The 17,297-nt window shown below is 55.8% G+C and carries 10 protein-coding genes and 1 pseudogene; 6 read left to right on the top strand and 5 right to left on the bottom strand.

What is annotated here, in order from left to right; translation table 11 throughout:
* Positions 1-75 precede the first annotated feature (75 nt).
* Positions 76-1,155 (bottom strand): citrate synthase/methylcitrate synthase, encoded by a 1,080-nt coding sequence (locus WG219_08390; GenBank protein WXL27458.1) that lies wholly within the window; start codon positions 1,153-1,155, stop codon positions 76-78.
* A gap of 186 nt (positions 1,156-1,341) precedes the next feature.
* A complete protein-coding gene (locus WG219_08395; protein WXL27459.1) occupies positions 1,342-2,493 on the bottom strand; it encodes a citrate synthase in 1,152 nt (383 codons plus the stop codon).
* 637 nt (positions 2,494-3,130) lie between these two features.
* Between WG219_08395 and WG219_08400 the strand changes: the two genes are divergently transcribed.
* On the top strand, positions 3,131-3,460 hold the full coding sequence (locus tag WG219_08400) for a sel1 repeat family protein (protein WXL27460.1): 330 nt from the start codon (positions 3,131-3,133) through the stop codon (positions 3,458-3,460).
* Between the two features lie 51 nt (positions 3,461-3,511).
* Positions 3,512-4,999: a DNA recombination protein RmuC gene (gene rmuC, locus WG219_08405; protein WXL27461.1), complete on the top strand. Its 1,488-nt coding sequence runs from the start codon at positions 3,512-3,514 to the stop codon at positions 4,997-4,999.
* Here rmuC and WG219_08410 read toward each other — a convergent pair whose 3' ends face one another.
* A complete protein-coding gene (locus WG219_08410) occupies positions 5,000-6,262 on the bottom strand; it encodes an MgtC/SapB family protein (GenBank protein ID WXL27462.1) in 1,263 nt (420 codons plus the stop codon).
* A 211-nt stretch (positions 6,263-6,473) separates the two neighbouring features.
* Between WG219_08410 and WG219_08415 the strand changes: the two genes are divergently transcribed.
* From WG219_08415 to WG219_08425, 3 genes are all read left to right on the top strand, one after another.
* On the top strand, positions 6,474-6,869 hold the full coding sequence (locus WG219_08415) for an antitoxin Xre-like helix-turn-helix domain-containing protein (GenBank protein ID WXL27463.1): 396 nt from the start codon (positions 6,474-6,476) through the stop codon (positions 6,867-6,869).
* The gene (locus tag WG219_08420) at positions 6,863-7,558 is read left to right on the top strand and encodes an RES family NAD+ phosphorylase (protein WXL27972.1); all 696 of its coding nucleotides are present in this window, start codon (positions 6,863-6,865) and stop codon (positions 7,556-7,558) included. The genes WG219_08415 and WG219_08420 overlap by 7 nt, the downstream gene beginning before the upstream one ends.
* Before the next feature lie 171 nt (positions 7,559-7,729).
* The gene (locus WG219_08425; GenBank protein WXL27464.1) at positions 7,730-9,604 is read left to right on the top strand and encodes an MFS transporter; all 1,875 of its coding nucleotides are present in this window, start codon (positions 7,730-7,732) and stop codon (positions 9,602-9,604) included.
* A 55-nt stretch (positions 9,605-9,659) separates the two neighbouring features.
* On the opposite strand, the pseudogene WG219_08430 reads toward WG219_08425, so the two are convergent.
* Positions 9,660-10,946, bottom strand: a pseudogene (locus tag WG219_08430) (leucine-rich repeat-containing protein kinase family protein).
* 141 nt (positions 10,947-11,087) lie between these two features.
* Positions 11,088-14,798, bottom strand: a complete 3,711-nt coding sequence (metH, locus tag WG219_08435) for a methionine synthase (GenBank protein ID WXL27465.1) — start codon at positions 14,796-14,798, stop codon at positions 11,088-11,090.
* A 162-nt stretch (positions 14,799-14,960) separates the two neighbouring features.
* On the opposite strand from metH, the gene WG219_08440 reads away from it, so the two are divergent.
* Positions 14,961-17,243, top strand: coding sequence for a fatty acid cis/trans isomerase (locus tag WG219_08440; GenBank protein WXL27466.1), 2,283 nt, complete (start codon positions 14,961-14,963; stop codon positions 17,241-17,243).
* Positions 17,244-17,297 lie beyond the last annotated feature (54 nt).

Consider the following 17,297-nt stretch of genomic DNA (forward strand, 5'->3'; position numbering starts at 1 on the left):
ATTAATTAAATGTCATTGGTTAAGGATTTTTATTTTTGGCTGGAGTCTGGATTGGGTTGCAGCAGTAAGTTTTAATTAATTCGGTTTCGGCCCTGTATAGGTTGACTGTGGTCTAATAAGGCGGCCATACAAATATTGCTCGCGGGCATGCGCAAGCCAGCCACCGATGCGGCCTATAGCAAAAATGCAGGTGAAGTCTTCCCGGCTAAATCCTAGGGAGTCGAGAAGTAGGGCGGTGTAGAACTCGACATTGGTGTGCAGTGGTTTTTGCGGTTTAAATTCTTTTAAAACCTCAAGTGCTGTGCGCTCTACGTTGATCGCCAGATTAAGGCGATCACTGTCGATGGCTGACGAGTCTTTTAGACCGTCAATAGCCCGTTTCAGTGCATCGGCGCGCGGGTCTCTGACCTTGTAGATGCGGTGGCCAAAGCCCATTAGTCTGTCTCCGTTGCGCACGGTTTGTTCAAGCCAAGAGCGGGCATTTGCGGCTGAGCCAATAGCGTCCAGCATGTCTAATACGGGACCAGGAGCACCACCGTGGAGCGGGCCTTTAAGGGCGCTTAGGGCGGCGACTGCTGATGATGTCAGCCCTGCATGGGTTGAAGCCACTACACGGCTAGTGAAGGTCGATGCATTTAGTCCGTGATCAATGATGGTGACCAGGTAGGTGTCTAATGCCTGGGCGTGCTGCTCCGAGGCATCCAGCCCGGCCATATGCAGGATGTCTTGCGCATGGCTTGCGTCTGTTAACGGGGGGATCGAAGACTTTCCTTGGCGTGCACGGATCAGCAGAGCGGTGAATACGGCAGGTGCTGCAACCAAGCGGATTGCCGTAGGCAAATCATTAGCGTCTTCAAGCTTTGCGAGCAGTGCTCTGAGTGCATCTACAACCGGCAGTGATTTTATTTGATCATCAGTGTGCTTGAAGTGCTCATATATTTCATGTCGTGCTGCTGAAAGTTGTTGGCGGATTATTTCAGGATCAAGGTTGTTTCCTAATAAATCCTGAAAGAGTTCCGTAATAACTTCTTCGTAGTCAAGAACGCCGGCGATATGGTCCAGATAGTGGCCGCGAATTATAAGTTCGCCTTTTTCGCCATCAACGCTGGAAAGTCGGGTTTCTGCTGCAATAGCAGCATCAATTCCTAGGCTCATAGTTATATCTCCTGCATCGACTGATGTGGAATCTAGGAGCGCTCGGATGATGAGTCAATCTTGATTGAGTTAATCAACATAAAATAGGATTTATAAGGTTTTCTATGCGGCTTATAACTTTTTATCTTGTCGGATTGGAGGAAGTTCCATGCTTTTAGATAGGATTGGTATGTTATTAATTTGTTTTTAATTGATAAATCGCGCCCTTGGCCTTATCAGGTTGCCGTTCTCAACTTGCTCTAAGGCATGTGCTAGCCAGCCAACGCATCGGCTGGCTATGTACAGGGCAAGGGGGGCATCCCCAGGCAGGTCGTAGACTAGGGCCAAGCAGCCGAGAGCGTAGTCAATATTAGGGTGTTCTCCGCTGAGCTGAGTCCCCCAGTACTCAAGCTCGGCCATGCTATCCGGGCGGGGAAGTCCTTGCAGTATTGCTAAGGCGCGGGCATCACCGTTTGGGTAGAGCGGATGGCCAAAACCCGGTAAGCGTTTCTTTTGGGTTAACCAGTCGCTGACGGCTTTTTGTGCGCCGTGTGCCGTCGATTCACAGACTAATGAGTTGAACTCCTGCGTAGCCCTGCCATGTAGAGGCCCTCCCAGAGCGGACAGGCCTGCGAGCACCCCGGAGGCGAGGCTGGCACCGGTTGATATGACGACCCGAGTGGCGAAGGTTGAGGCATTCAGTTCATGGTCGGCTAACAGGCATAAGGCCTGACGAATATGTGTCTCGGCTTGCGGGCGCTGCCAGGCATGGCTGATTTGTGCGCTGATATCTCCGCCAGCACGGATTACAGTGCTTCCGAAGGCTGAGCAGATTAGGGTGGAAAGGAGCGCTTTTGCCTCAGTTTGAAGTTCGCTGAGGGGGAGCTCCAAACTTGGTGCTGCTATGTATGCCAGTTGGCTGATCGCTGATAGTGCACGGCTAAATACTAATGTCGCCGGGTAGTCGGTTGTGTCACCGGCAGTACTTGCTGGAGCGCTGAGCACCACGTGCTTGCAGCGCCAGAGCAGGCTGGCAATTGATTCCAGGGAGTGGGATTTGGACAGGCCCACAGCATCTTCTGCCCGGTAAAGAAGGGTGTCGTTGGCTACGGTGGAAATGGAGGTGGCCATAATCGGTTGTCCCCAGCCGGTGGCCTCTGACATCAATTCCTCAATTCGTTTAGGGCCTCTGCGCGTATCACTGAGACGGGCGATGTCGCCTGCGTGATAAAGGCTCTTACGGGAGTCGTTCGGGTCAGCTTTGGTGCGTACTTTGCCTCTGCTGACGTTGGCATACAGGGTTTGCGCTCTCACGTTAAGCAAGGCCAGCGCTTCCGCTGAGCTGAGCCAGTTATGCATTCCACACTCCTTTGCGGCAGTTTAGGACTCATGATGCCTGTCAGTCCTGAGAGTCACCTATATCGCTGTGGTTCGACTGCTGCACTATATTTTAGCGCCCCAAACAGAACGACTTGCTGTGCTCAGATTTGAGATTGTCTAGTCAGACAAACTGCTTCACTGAGTGGCTTCTGCCATAGATGTCGCTTTAACGAAAGTGGTTTTTGTGCCTTGAAAAAGGGCATTTTTGTCGCATCCCGCTCAGACTTGTGCACATTACTGATACATGTCAGTGAATCGTGGCGGTTAGTTGTTATAAGCCCTGCCCAATACCATTTGGTTTTGTAAATCAATGAAAAATATGATTTTTTTTCTTTGGCGAAAAAATCATCAAACTGACCTTAGCCCCCATGCCATCAGGGGTGAGAGCGACTGCACCCATGTTATCCACGTAGTTATCCACAGGTTCTGTGGATTACATCTGATGTGGCTCTAGGACGCATATTCCAGAAGCACCTGTGACTTTACTGTGCCGAAAAAAGGAGTAGAGTGCGCGCCTTTCGCGCCACTTTGACTTTGTATGCCTCGCGTTATTTCCCGGCCTGTTTCGGCCCCACTTCCTCGCATCCACCATCTCAGCACTTGGCTTGCTTTACGCATGCTCGACAGCCGGAGCCTGGGGCAGCGGGTGGGTACCAAACGTCTGGCGGGGCGTCTGCTCAAGCAGCCCGCTTTGCAAGGTCTGGTACCGGCACAGCTGCGTCTGGGGCAAATGCTTTGTCGCGATTGCGGTAACCCCCGTGATCGACGCATGGGCTTTGAGCTGTTGCGTCAGGCCGCCCGTTCCGGTGATCTGTCTGCTCAGTTGGAGCTGGGACAGCTGTACAGTCATCCACGTACCAGTGAACCACAGCAGGCGCGCTACTGGCTTGAGCTGGCTGCTGCTCAAGGTTCAGCCGAAGCCGTTGAGCTGCTTAAACAGCTCTGATTACGCCGGTGTGGCTGGTTATACTCCAGCCTCTGGTTTGCGGAGTTGTTTATGCCTATTGATCTGTCTGTTGCTTTGATCCCGGCTGTGTTGGGTTTTGTCTTGGCGGCGTTGCCATTGGCGGCATTTGCCTGGTCGTTGCAACGGCGTCTTGCCAGTCAACAGGCATTGGTGAGTGTCCTAGATGAACGCTTGAGCAATGCTCAGCTGGCTCAGGATGGCCTGGCTGCACAACTGGACGCTTGCCGTGATGAGTTGTCCGCCATCAGCGAAATCAAGGCTGATCAACAAGCCGAATTGGCCGCGTTACGCCGTGAAGCTGAGTTGTTGCAACAGGAGCGCCAGGTTGCCCGCGAAGCTTCACAAGAGTGGGCTGGCCAGCGAGCCCGTCAAGAAGCCGAAATCCGCCAGCTCGACGCCCAGCGAGCAGCCCTCAGCGCCGAGCTGAAGGAGCAGCAGGACAGCCATCAACAGCGCCTCAATGATCTGCAGAGTGCTCGTGACGAGCTGCGTGCGCAGTTCGCCGAGCTGGCGGGGAAGATTTTTGATGAGCGCGAACAACGCTTTGCTGAAACCAGCCAGCAGCAACTGGTGCAATTGCTTGACCCGCTCAAGGAGCGCATTCAGTCCTTTGAAAAACGGGTAGAGGAGAGCTATCAGCAGGAGGCGCGTGAGCGTTTCTCTCTTGGCAAGGAGCTGGAACGCTTGCAGCAGCTCAACCAGCGTCTGGGCGATGAAGCCACAAACCTGACCCGCGCCCTTAAGGGCCAGAAAACCCAAGGCAACTGGGGCGAGCTGGTGCTAGAGCGGGTGCTGGAACATGCCGGTTTGGAGAAGGGGCGTGAGTACCAGACTCAGGTCAGCCTGAAGAGCCCTGAGGGTGAGCGCTTTCAACCTGACGTACTGATCCAGCTGCCGGGTGACAAGCAGGTGGTGGTGGATGCCAAAGTTAGCCTCACGGCTTACCAGCAGTTTATTGCGGCTGAGGATGAAGTCGCCCGGCAGCAAGCCTTGAAGCAGCATGTGCTGTCTCTGCGCGGTCACCTCAAAGGACTCTCGCACAAGGACTATCAACGTCTTGAAGGCTTGCACAGCTTGGACTTCGTGTTGCTCTTTGTGCCGATTGAGGCGGCGTTCGCTTCGGCTTTGCAGGCTGATCCTGGTTTGTTTCAGGAGGCGTTCGACCAGCATATCGTGATCGTCAGTCCAACCACGTTGCTGGCCACGCTGCGGGTGATCGACAGCCTCTGGCGGCAGGAACGGCAAAGTCAGAATGCCCTTGAAATAGCCGAGCGTGCCGGAGCGCTGTACGACAAGTTTGTTGCTTTCGTACAGGATCTGGATGAAGTCGGCAGCCGGGTTCAGCAACTCGATAAGGCTTATGCAGCGGCACGCAATAAACTCTGCGACGGCCGCGGCAATATCATCAGTCGCGTGGAAAACCTTAAGCTGCTTGGTGCCCGCGCCAGCAAGAGCTTGTCGCCAGATCTGCTGGAGCGGGCGTCCGGGCTGGAGCTACTGGATCAGTCGGGCGACTGATCAGGCCTCCATTAGCATCAGCAATACACCGCCAGCCAATAGTCCGCTGACGATGATCGGCAAGGTTGCCAGCGCCAGTCTGCGACCGCCGATCAGAGCGATCAGCCCGGCTTTGACCAAGCTGTTGCTCAATACCGCCAGGAATATCCCTTGTACGGCCACGTGCTGACTTAACTCACCCTGAGCACTGCGGGCCAGTGACAGGGTGATGGCATCCACGTCGGCCAGGCCTGATAGCAGTGCGACCAGATAAACCCCCACATCCCCCAGCCAATGCTGGGCGGCCTCAACCAGAAACAGAATGACCGCCAGAAGTAATGCAAAGCGTAATGCTGGCGCTAATTCAAAGGGGTTCTTTAACGGTGGTTCTGCCTGTTCGGCAACCTCTTGGCTGGCGCGCAGGTAATGGAACAGCGCCCCGCCCGCATAAATCAGCATGGTGAGCAGTAGGGGCCAAGTCAGTTGAGGCAGCAAGCTGCGGTTGATCAGGCCGACTTCAAGCAGCACGCGCGGGAACATCAGGGCTGAGGTGGCCAGCAGGCCGCAGGTGAGGATGGCGTTGAGATTGCGCCCCTGAGCGAGCCGGGCGAGGGTAATGGTCATGGCTGTTGAAGACACCATGCCACCCAGCAGGGCCGTGATCAGCAGGCCATGGCGGGTGCCCACCAGGCGGATGGCCATATAGGCAGCGAAGCCAATGCTGGCGATCAGTACCACCATCCACCACATTTCGTACGGATTGAATGCAGCCCAAGGGCCGTAGCCCTGATTGGGCAGGGCAGGCAGTAGCACTAATGAGATAAACAGCAGTTTCAGTGCGCCAGACAGTTCGGCTTCCGATAGTTTTTGCAGAGCCCCGTGGAGAACCTGTTTCAGACTAAGCAGTAAGGCCACTGCCACCGCCCCGGCGGCGGCAACCCCGGCATAACCTGCCATGGCCAAGCTGCCGAGCAGAAAGGTAATCAGCAGGGCTACCTCACTGGTCAGGCCTAGGTCACCCTTGTTGCTCATCTCGCCGCAGTAAGACGCCACCACCAGCACCGCGAAGCCGGCGAAGATGACAGCCCATCCGGCAACACCGAAATGTGTTCCAAGCAGCATGGCAAAGGCGCCTAAGAGGCTGCTCAGGGCGAAAGTGCGGATTCCTGCGACCAGCTTTGAGTCATCGCTGTTGCGGCTCTGCCAGCCGCGCTCGGCACCAATCAGCAAACCAGCCGCTAATGCGCTGGCAAAATTCAGCAGTGTGTCGAACGCTTCTGGCATCTCATGGGGTCCAAGGCAGCAGGTTTGTTTAAGCACCGTACTGTGCGGGGGCGATTGAAAATATTCAATACGATGGTTCCAAGACGATGTGTCCAGAGTTGCGGTGTAATCACCTCGTTCTTTGCGTGCTACGTCTATACTAGCAACATATTTGTCTCTGTAGACCAATTATGGATATTATTGTGTCTATAGATACAGAAGAGGCCTCACTATGAGTGCTGTACTGCAAGAAAGAGCCTTCACAACGGACGATTGCCGCAAAGTGCTCAGTGCGGCTGCGAATATTCTTGCCAAGTGGAAGGCTACAACCGAACTGGCCTGCAAAATCCTGCGCGTATCGCGCAGCACCTTGGCGCGCGCTCAAAGCGGTAAGCCGGTTGATTTAGACGCGGATCAAATCAGCCGTGCCAGCATCATTCTCAATTGCCATGCAGCGCTGAGAACCGTGTTTGATAACCCCGAGAACGTCTACGGTTTCGTCAACATGAAGAATCACAACCCGTTCTTCAACGGCAAATCACCGCTGGAAATCATGTCCAGCGGCCAGTTTGTGTCGCTCTACGAAACCTATAAGCGCATTGACGCATTGCGCGGTGCAGGCTGGTGAAGCTGAGTCATCTGCCTGTGCTGGGCAAGACAGAGGTGCGAGGCTATCGCCTAATCAACTCCAAGTTCCCGCCAACCTCGTTGTTTGACGACGTGGCCAGCGCTGAGGACTTTGATGTGCTCTACATGGCCCAAGCGCTGACCAATCCGCGTATTCAGGTGGAATTGGGTAACTTGTCGCTGATTCCACGGGAGGAAATTCCATTCGGCATCAAGGGATGTAACTACGCGACAGGGCCATTCACCCATGTAAATCCTGACGGGTCGCGTTTCAGTGATGGTCGATTCGGTGTCCTGTACATTGCGGACGAGTTAGAGACGGCTATTGCTGAGGTGAGCTATCACCAGACGCTCTATTGGCCCCAAGTGCCTGACCTGCATTACGACCGCTTTGTATTTCGTGGGCTCAGGTGCACCTTCAATCAAGGTGGCATGCTTGATCTAAGCGCGGTGCCGTTAAGTGATGCGATCTACTCGCCTGACGATTACAGCGCCAGCCGTGGCGTGGGAATTAAGGCCAGAGAGGAGGGCGTACCGGGTTTGCGTTACTGTTCGGTGCGCCGAGTGGGCCAGCTGTGCTGGGCGTTGATGACGCCACGCTGTGTCACTGAGGTGATTCAAACTGCCCATTTTGAAATGGTCTGGAATAAGCGAATTACGCAGATAAGCAAGCTCAGTGCGTTCAAATAAAGCTGCTTAATTACTTCAGGCATGGGTGCGACAGCTCGCACAGGGATTCGCTATAGTCGGCTCTTGCGCACCGGTTTATGGGTGTATAGAGGCCGTTAGGTAAGGTGTGGCTTAATCCGCCGCCTTGCAGTCAAATCAGCACAAGTCATTGCAGACAAGGATATAAGAACGATGAGTGAGCCATCCCAATTTGCCTTGTTGGGTAAAAAACGCTTCCTGCCATTCTTTCTGACGCAGTTCATCGGGGCCTTCAACGACAACATCTTCAAGCAGTCGTTGATTCTGGCCATTCTCTTCAAAATCACCACCACAGCAGACAAGGACTTGTTGGTTAACCTGTGCGCTTTGCTGTTTATCCTGCCGTTCTTTTTGTTCTCGGCATTGGGTGGGCAGTTTGGTGAGAAATTCGCTAAGGATGCGTTGATCCGCAATATCAAATTGCTGGAAATCGTCATCATGGCCGTCGGTGCGGCGGGAGTGGTGATGTCCAATCTGCCGCTGATGCTCGGGGCGCTGTTTGCCATGGGCACGCAGTCGGCGCTATTCGGGCCGGTTAAGTACTCGATTTTGCCGCAGCACCTCGAAGAGCAAGAACTGGTGGGCGGCAACGCATTGGTGGAAATGGGCACCTTTCTGGCCATTCTCACCGGCACCATCGGCGCGGGCGTGATCATGGCGGGCAGTCACTACGCCGAAGTGGTGGCCACGGTGATTGTGGTGGTGTCAGTGCTGGGTTATCTGACCAGCCGTGGTATTCCCACGGCGCCGGCTGCATTGCCGGAGCTGAAGCTGGACTGGAATATCTTCCGTCAAACTTGGCGCACCATGAAACTTGGCTTTAACCAGACACCGGCAGTGTCGCGCTCGCTGGTGGGCAACTCCTGGTTCTGGTTCCTCGGCGCAATCTACCTGACGCAGATTCCGGCCTTTGCCAAAGAGTGGCTGCACGGCGATGAAAGCGTTGTCACACTGATTCTCACAGTGTTCTCAGTGGGTATCGCACTGGGATCGGTGCTGTGTGAGCGCCTGAGCGGACGCAAGGTTGAAATCGGTCTGGTGCCGTTTGGTTCGTTCGGTCTGACCCTGTTCGGCATCCTGCTTTGGTGGAATGCGTCGGGCTTCCCGCAGGGCGCAGTGGACCATGACTGGCTGACCGTATTGAGTGAGCCTCAGGCGTGGTGGATTTTGGGCTCGATTGCCGGAATCGGCCTGTTCGGAGGCTTCTATATCGTGCCGCTCTATGCGTTGATCCAGTCGCGCACGGCTGAGCATGAGCGGGCACGGGTTATTGCCGCGAACAACATCCTCAACGCGCTGTTTATGGTGATCTCGGCCGTGGTGTCGATCCTGTTCTTGAGCGTGGCTGAACTGTCGATCCCACAGCTGTTCCTGGCCGTGGCGCTGATGAACATCGCGGTCAATAGCTACATCTTCAAAATCGTTCCCGAATTCACCATGCGCTTCATGATCTGGATGCTCAGCCATTCCATGTATCGGGTTGAGCACAAGAATTTGGAGGCAATTCCTGACGAGGGTGCAGCGGTGCTGGTGTGCAACCATGTGTCCTTCGTCGATGCGCTGCTGATTGGCGGGGCGATCCGGCGGCCGGTGCGGTTCGTGATGTACTACAAAATCTACAACCTACCGGTGCTCAACTTTATCTTCCGCACTGCCGGGACAGTGCCGATTGCCGGCCGTTCGGAAGATCTGCTGATCTACGATGCGGCCTTCCGCAAAATTGCTGAATACCTGCGCAACGGTGAAGTGGTGTGCATCTTCCCTGAGGGTAAGTTGACGGCGGATGGCGAGATCGACGAGTTCAAGGCCGGTGTTGAGCGCATCATCGAAGAGAATCCGGTGCCCGTCGTACCGATGGCTTTGCAGGGGTTGTGGGGGAGTTTCTTCAGTCGCGATCCGAAGAAGGGCTTTTTCAAGCGTCTCTGGTCCCGCGTCACTTTGGTGGCGGGGCGGGCGATCCCGGCTGAGTTGGCCACCCGTGAGTTTTTACAGAAGAAGGTTGGCGAGCTGCGCGGCGATCAGCGTTAAGCCGCCACACTAAAAGCGCCGCTGCGGTTATGTTGCCGCCGCGGCGTTTTTGTTTTCAGGGCTTAAGTGCGTGCAGCACGTCAGCGAGGGTAGGGCGTAACGAAATATCTTCGCTCATGCAGGCTTGGCTGAGTTGCACTAAAGCTTCTGGCGCGGCTGCGCAATGCTGGAGCAGTTCTTCCAGCAAAATCCCCAATGCGCGGGTTTCGATTGCTTGAAGTGTTCGCCCTGTCGAGCTGTGCGGGTCAAAGAATGACGCTGCGCCGAAGTCGCCCAGTAAGGCGTGGCCACTCTGCTTGACCAATAGATTATGGCCATACAGATCACCATGCAGGATGCCGCGATGATGCAGGTGCAGCGCCGCCGATGTGGCGCCACGAGCTATGCTAAGTGCCTGTTCAAGGCTGAATTGAACCCTCTCTGCGTAGCAATCCCGCGTGCAACTGGTCAGCGAGGGTGGATCAGCGAGGATAGAGTAATCCTCCGGTATGCGCTCAAGGACAAGCCCGGGGGCTTCGTGAGCATTCGTGTTTAAGGTGCCAATAACCTGAATCAAATTCGGGTGTTCACCCGCTTTCAGGCAGGCCGCCATTTCGCAGTGAGGCAGGCCGTCACTGGTCATCTGGCCTTTGAAGCGTTTGACCGCAACAGCCCGAACAGGCTGGCTCTTCGGGTGCCACTGAGCCGCGTGGATGATGCCGGAGGCGCCTTGCCCCAGCAGTTCGCCAATTTCCAAATCACTGCTGTGGATGTCATGACTTTCTGGAGGCTGCTCAAGTACAGCGGTAAAGGGATTACCGGCAAATGCCAGCCACGCCAGCTTTGGCAGCTCATCAAGCCAGTGCGGCAGGTTGGGCAGCTGGTTGGCCGCGATACGCAGCAACTCGAGGTTTTTGCAGTTGGCCAGGCTCGCTGGCAGTTCTGTCAGGCGATTGCCCGCCAGCATCAGTTTTTGCAGGCGCGCTCAGTTACCCAACTCGTCTGGTAGTCGACTGATGCGGTTGTCGGTAAGGATCAGCCAGCGCAAGCGCGGCGGCAGCGCAGCAGCGGGTACATGCTCAATCTGGCAGGACTTGAAGCCGACCATTTCCAGTTGCGGGCATAGGCCGAGCACAGATGGCAGCTCGGTAAACGGATTACCTGAACAGAACAGCACGCGCAGCTTGTGCAGCTTCGGCAGGTCATCAGGCAGGCTGCTGAGCTGGTTGTTGGAGAGATTGAGGATTTCCAGGCTATCCGCTAGCTCGAACACTTCCGCTGGCAGTTCGCGTAGGTTGTCGGATAGATCAAGGCGGGTGATGCCTTTCAGTTCTCCGTTGCGCAGCTGTTCGAGGGTGTGCATGGAATGTTTGTACAGGTCCTTGGAAACGAGCGGTGGATTACGCCACGCAGTGGCTAATCCACCCTACAAAAAACAGAGTTCTGCGCGAAGTAGGGTGGATTAGTCGTGAAACGACGTAATCCACCATTCGATTTCGGCCTGTTAGTTGTCGTAACCCAAGTTAGGCGCCAGCCAGCGTTCGGTCACAGCTAGGTCTTGCTGTTTGCGGGCGGTGTAGCTGTCGATCTGATCCTTATCGACCTTGCCCACGGCGAAGTACTGCGCCTGCGGGTGGGCGAAGTACCAGCCGCTGACCGCTGCTGCCGGGAACATGGCGTAGTGCTCGGTGAGGAACACGCCGCTTTGACCTGCCTTGTTGAAGTCTGCCGCTGGGTCGAGCAGGGCGAACAGGGTCTTCTTCTCGGTGTGGTCAGGGCAGGCTGGGTAGCCGGGAGCAGGACGGATGCCTTTGTAGGCTTCCTTGATCAGCTCTTCGTTGCTCAGCTGTTCGTCCGGCGCGTAGCCCCAGTGAGTCTTACGCACTTGCTCGTGCAGCCACTCAGCGCAGGCTTCGGCCAGGCGGTCGGCCAGGGCTTTAACCATGATCGAGTTGTAGTCGTCACCGGCCTCCTGATAGGCCTTGGCCACTTCTTCGGCGCCGATACCAGCGGTGGTGATAAAGCCACCCACGTAGTCGGTAATGCCGCTGTCTTTCGGCGCAACAAAGTCGGCCAGGGAGAAGTTCGGCTTGCCGTCCGGCTTGATGGTCTGCTGGCGCAGGTGGTGCAGGGTGGCCAACGTGCTGCCGTCTTCGCCGTAGACTTCCAGATCGTCATCGGCTACTTGGTTAGCAGGCCAGAAACCAAGCACAGCGCGTGCGCGGATCAGCTTCTCGTCGATCAGCTTGCGCAGCATGGCTTGTGCGTCGTTGAACAGGTTGGTGGCGGCTTCACCGACCACTTCATCTGTAAGGATGCGCGGGTATTTGCCTGCCAAGTCCCAGGAGATAAAGAACGGCGTCCAGTCGATGTAGTCGGCCAGTACATTGAGGTCGATATCTTCCAGTACGCGCACGCCAGTAAACGTCGGCTTGCTCGGCTGGTAGCTGGCCCAGTCGAACTTCGGCTTGTTGGCCACCGAGTCGGCATAGCTCAGGCGCTCGGTACGGGCGCTACGGTTGGCGGTGCGCTCGCGCAGCTCAACGTACTCCTGGCGGGTGCGGGCCACGAAATCGGCCTTCATTTCTTTGGACAGGAGCTGGGTAGCCACGCCCACCGCGCGGGAGGCGTCGGTAACGTAAACCACGGCGTCGTTCTGGTACTTCGGCTCGATCTTCACCGCGGTGTGGGCTTTGGAGGTGGTGGCACCGCCGATCATCAGCGGCAGGTTAAAGCCCTGACGCTGCATTTCACGGGCAACGTGAACCATCTCATCCAGTGACGGTGTGATCAGGCCGGACAGGCCGATGATGTCGCACTTCTCAGCGATGGCGGTTTGCAGGATTTTCTCTGCAGGAACCATGACGCCCAGGTCAACGATGTCGTAACCGTTACAGCCCAGCACCACACCAACAATGTTTTTGCCGATGTCGTGTACGTCGCCTTTAACCGTGGCCATCAGGATCTTGCCTTTGGCTTCTGGCTTGTCGCCTTTTTCCGCTTCGATAAACGGAATCAGATGGGCTACAGCCTGCTTCATCACGCGGGCGGATTTCACCACCTGCGGCAGGAACATCTTGCCTGCGCCGAACAGGTCGCCGACCACGTTCATGCCGCTCATGAGCGGGCCTTCGATCACTTCGATCGGGCGGGCGCACTTCTGGCGGCACTCTTCGGTGTCTTCAACGATAAAGGTGGTGATGCCTTTAACCAGCGCGTGTTCCAGACGCTTTTCAACGCTGTAGCTGCGCCATTCTTCGTTTTCGACTTCTTTAACGCTGCCGTCGCCTTTGTAGTTGTCGGCAATCGCCAGCAGGGCCTCGGTGGCTCCGCTGTTGCGGTTGAGCACCACGTCTTCTACCGCGTCACGCAGTTCTTTTGGAATCTCGTCATAGATTTCCAGCTGACCGGCGTTGACGATACCCATGGTCAGGCCGTTCTTGATCGCGTAGTAGAGGAAGACCGAGTGAATGGCCTCACGCACCGGGTTGTTACCCCGGAAGGAGAACGACACGTTGCTCACGCCGCCGCTGGACAGAGCGTGGGGCAGGTGGTCGCGGATAAAGGCGCAGGCCTCGATGAAGTCCACCGCGTAGTTGTTGTGTTCTTCAATACCGGTGGCGACGGCAAAGATGTTTGGGTCGAAGATGATGTCTTCCGGCGGGAAGCCGACTTCGTTAACCAGAATGTCGTAGCTGCGCTGGCAGATTTCTTTCTTGCGTGCGGCCGTGTCGGCTTGGCCGACTTCGTCGAAGGCCATCACTACCACAGCAGCGCCGTAGCGCTTGCACAGGGTGGCGTGGTGTTTGAACTGCTCAACGCCTTCTTTCATGGAGATGGAGTTGACGATGCCCTTGCCCTGAATGCACTTGAGGCCCGCTTCGATCACGTCCCACTTGGAGGAGTCGATCATGATCGGTACGCGGGAGATATCTGGCTCACCGGCAATCAGGTTGAGGAAGCGGACCATGGCAGCTTTGGAATCAAGCATGCCTTCGTCCATGTTGATGTCGATCACCTGAGCACCGGCTTCCACCTGCTGCAGGGCGACTTCAAGAGCCTCTGTGTAGTTTTCTTCACGGATCAGGCGGGCGAACTTGGCGGAACCAGTGATGTTGGTACGCTCACCGACGTTCACGAACAGCGAGTTGCGGTCGATGGTGAACGGCTCAAGGCCAGACAGGCGGCACGCTTTCGGAATGTCCGGAATGGCGCGTGGCTTGTACTTGCTGACCGCTTCGGCAATCGCCTGAATATGGCCGGGTGTGGTACCGCAGCAGCCGCCGACGATATTCAAGAAGCCGCTGGCAGCGAATTCTTCAACCACAACAGCCATCTCGGCTGGGGTTTCGTCGTATTCACCAAAGGCGTTGGGCAGGCCTGCGTTCGGGTGGGCAGACACATGGGTGTCAGCTTTAGAGGCCAGCTCTTCCAGATACGGGCGCAGGTCTTTGGCACCTAGGGCGCAGTTCAGGCCGATTGAGATTGGCTTGGCATGGCGCACGGAGTTCCAGAAAGCTTCGGTGGTCTGGCCGGAGAGGGTGCGGCCGGAAGCATCGGTGATGGTGCCGGAAATCATGATCGGCAGCTCGACGCCCAACTCTTCGAATACGCCCTGTACGGCGAAGATCGCGGCTTTGGCGTTAAGGGTGTCGAAGATAGTTTCGATCAGGATCAGGTCGGCGCCGCCTTCAATCAGGCCTTTGGTGGCTTCGGTGTAGTTCTCCACCAGCTCATCAAAGGTGACGTTACGGAAACCAGGGTCGTTGACGTCCGGAGAGATCGAGCAGGTGCGGCTGGTTGGGCCGAGTACGCCTGCAACAAAGCGTGGGCGATCTGGGGTTTCCAGGGTTTTGGCGTCTGCCACGCTGCGGGCCAGACGGGCGCCTTCAACGTTCAGCTCATACACCAGCGACTCCATGCCGTAGTCGGCCTGTGATACGCGGGTGGCGTTGAAAGTGTTGGTTTCAAGGATGTCCGCACCGGCATCCAGATAGGCCTTTTCGATGGCGCCGATGACATCCGGGCGGCTGAGTACCAGCAGGTCGTTGTTGCCTTTGACGTCTTGTGGCCAGTCGGCAAAGCGGTCACCACGGTAGTCCGCCTCTTCCAGTTTGTAGCTCTGGATCATGGTGCCCATGCCGCCATCGAGAATCAGAATGCGCTCGGCGAGGGCCTTTTGCAGGGCTTGAAGACGGACTGTACGGTCGGACATGAAAAACTCTACCTGAAGGAATAGCAAAGAGGCGCAATGATACCAAAGCTGCATGAGATTTCCGCGCACCGGTCGGATGCATGAATTTCATTCATGATGCAGTTGGTGCAACTTATATAAGCCCGGCTATTATCAACTTTGGTTTTAAACAAGGACGATTTTATGTTTCACCGTTTGGTGTTATTCGTGTGTTGCCTGTTTGCCGGGTCTTTGCACGCTGCACAACCCATTTCATACAGTCGGGACATTCAGCCGATTTTTACCCGCAACTGTGTGTCGTGCCATGCCTGCTATGACGCGCCATGCCAATTGAACTTGGGCAGTGGCGAAGGTGTTATGCGCGGGGCCAGCCAGACCCCCGTCTATAACGGTACCCGTACCAAGGTGCAGGCAACCACGCGCCTCTATATGGATGCGCACACACCTGAGGCCTGGCAACGCAAAGGTTTTTATTCGGTGCTTGAGCAGCAGAGCAGTCAGGCCGCGCTGATGTCGCGCATGCTCACGCTGGGGCATAGCCAGACCTTCGCTGCCAACCAGAAGTTGCCAGACAGCCTCGATATTGGCATCAACCGTGAAAATCAGTGCGCGCTGCCGAGTGGTTTCGATGCGTTTGCGCAGAAGAATCCCTATTCCGGGATGCCATTTGCGGTCACCGGTTTGCAACCTGAAGACTATGAAAAATTACAAGCATGGCTGGCGCAAGGTGCAGTAGTCGATCAGGAACCTGTTGTTGCCGACGCAACAGAGCTTAAAAAAATCGCTGTATGGGAGCGTTTCCTGAATGAGCCTGGCGCACGTCAGGCGCTGGTTTCACGCTGGTTATATGAGCACTTGTTCCTGGCCCATTTATATTTCTCGGACAGCGAAGTTAAACGCTTTTTCCAGGTTGTTCGCTCACGTACGCCCAGTGGACAACCGGTAGATTTGATCGCTACCCGTCGCCCAAATGAGGACCCAGGCAGCAATTTCTATTACAGAATTGTGCCGGTACAGGGGGTGATTGTGCATAAAACCCACATCACCTATGCCTTGAGTCCCGCTAAGCTGGAGCGCATCAAATCGCTGTTCTATGGCACTGACTGGCAGGCTGATGCCGTGCCTGGTTATGGCATACAGCGCCGCGCAAACCCCTTCGAGACCTTTTCCGCGATACCAGTGCTGGCTCGCTACCAGTTCATGCTGGACGATGCGGAGTATTTCACACGCACCTTCATTCGCGGCCCGGTTTGCCGAGGGCAAATCGCCACAGACGTCATCCGCGATAATTTTTGGGTGATCTATCAAGACCCCGCGCATGATCTGTTCGTTACCGATGCGGCTTATCGCGCTCAAGCCGAGCCGTTGCTGGCCATGCCTGGGCAACTAGACGGTATCAGTGATTTGCCAGGCTTGTGGCGCTCTTACAGGGATAAGCGCAATGAGTACGGTGAGTTGCGCACGGATCGCTATGCCGAATCCCCTAAGCCGAGTTGGTCGCACATATGGGCGGGGAACGACAATGCCTTGCTGACGATCTTCCGCCAGCATGACAGCGCTTCTGTGCGGAAAGGCCTTGTTGGGGAGATTCCGCAAACCATCTGGCTGATGGATTACCCGCTGTTTGAACGCACCTACTACCAGCTGGTGGTCAATTTTGATGTGTTCGGCAATGTGTCTCATCAGGCTCAGACGCGCCTGTATTTTGATCTGATCCGCAACGGCTCTGAGGTCAACTTCTTAAGGTTGATGCCGCCAGATTCTCGTGATGCCTATATAGACGATTGGTATCAGGACAGTGGCAAGCTGAAGTGGTGGTTGGACTATTCGGTGGATATCGACACAGACACTGAGACCGGTCTGAAGCTGCCAGAACATGACCCCAAGAAGGCCTTTGCAGAGAAGTTGTTGGATCGTTACGGCAGTCTAAATGCTCGCCCTGACCCCATTAACCGCTGTCGCAGTGCCTATTGCTACCGGGATGGGTTGCAGCCTGCCCAGCAGGACGCTGAACAGGCCTTAAGTCGTTTGGCCAGCAAACCGGCTGCTAGTCTTAAGGTGATAGACCAGCTCCCTGAAGCCACCATGATCCGTGTCGAGTTGCCAGGTGGGCAACGTGAGGTCTATAGCATGTTGCGCAACCGCGCTCACTCCAACGTGGCCTTTATGCTGGGTGAGGAAAGCCGTTACCAGCCTGCTTTGGATACTTTGACGGTCTACCCTGGCGTGCTCAGCAGCTATCCCAACTTCATGTTCAATGTGCCTGCTGCCCAGGTGCCTGAGTTTGTAGCGGCGATGGAAAGGGCGCGTGATAAAGCGGCCTTCGAGCGTGTGGTTGAGCGCTGGGGGATTCGACGCACTCATCCGCAGTTCTGGTTTTATTTCCATGACCTGACCGATTACATCCAGCAGACTGAGCCAATTGAAGCGGGCGTGTTGGATATGAATCGTTACGAGAATCTGTAAGTCGGGGGAGGGCGCGCACTGCTTAACGCGGTGCGTGTCAGGGCAGTTACCAGT

The sequence above is a fragment of the Pseudomonas mendocina genome (assembly GCA_037482215.1).
GTDB lineage: Bacteria > Pseudomonadota > Gammaproteobacteria > Pseudomonadales > Pseudomonadaceae > Aquipseudomonas > Aquipseudomonas mendocina_E.

Bases quoted from the DNA above. Each gene is read 5' to 3' on its own strand.
- rmuC (WXL27461.1), top strand. From the start codon at position 3,512: ATGCCTATTGATCTGTCTGTTGCTTTGATCCCGGCTGTGTTGGGTTTT.
- WG219_08390 (WXL27458.1), bottom strand. From the start codon at position 1,155: ATGAGCCTAGGAATTGATGCTGCTATTGCAGCAGAAACCCGACTTTCC.
- WG219_08395 (WXL27459.1), bottom strand. From the start codon at position 2,493: ATGCATAACTGGCTCAGCTCAGCGGAAGCGCTGGCCTTGCTTAACGTG.
- metH (WXL27465.1), bottom strand. From the start codon at position 14,798: ATGTCCGACCGTACAGTCCGTCTTCAAGCCCTGCAAAAGGCCCTCGCC.
- WG219_08415 (WXL27463.1), top strand. From the start codon at position 6,474: ATGAGTGCTGTACTGCAAGAAAGAGCCTTCACAACGGACGATTGCCGC.
- WG219_08440 (WXL27466.1), top strand. From the start codon at position 14,961: ATGTTTCACCGTTTGGTGTTATTCGTGTGTTGCCTGTTTGCCGGGTCT.
- WG219_08425 (WXL27464.1), top strand. From the start codon at position 7,730: ATGAGTGAGCCATCCCAATTTGCCTTGTTGGGTAAAAAACGCTTCCTG.
- WG219_08400 (WXL27460.1), top strand. From the start codon at position 3,131: ATGCTCGACAGCCGGAGCCTGGGGCAGCGGGTGGGTACCAAACGTCTG.
- WG219_08410 (WXL27462.1), bottom strand. From the start codon at position 6,262: ATGCCAGAAGCGTTCGACACACTGCTGAATTTTGCCAGCGCATTAGCG.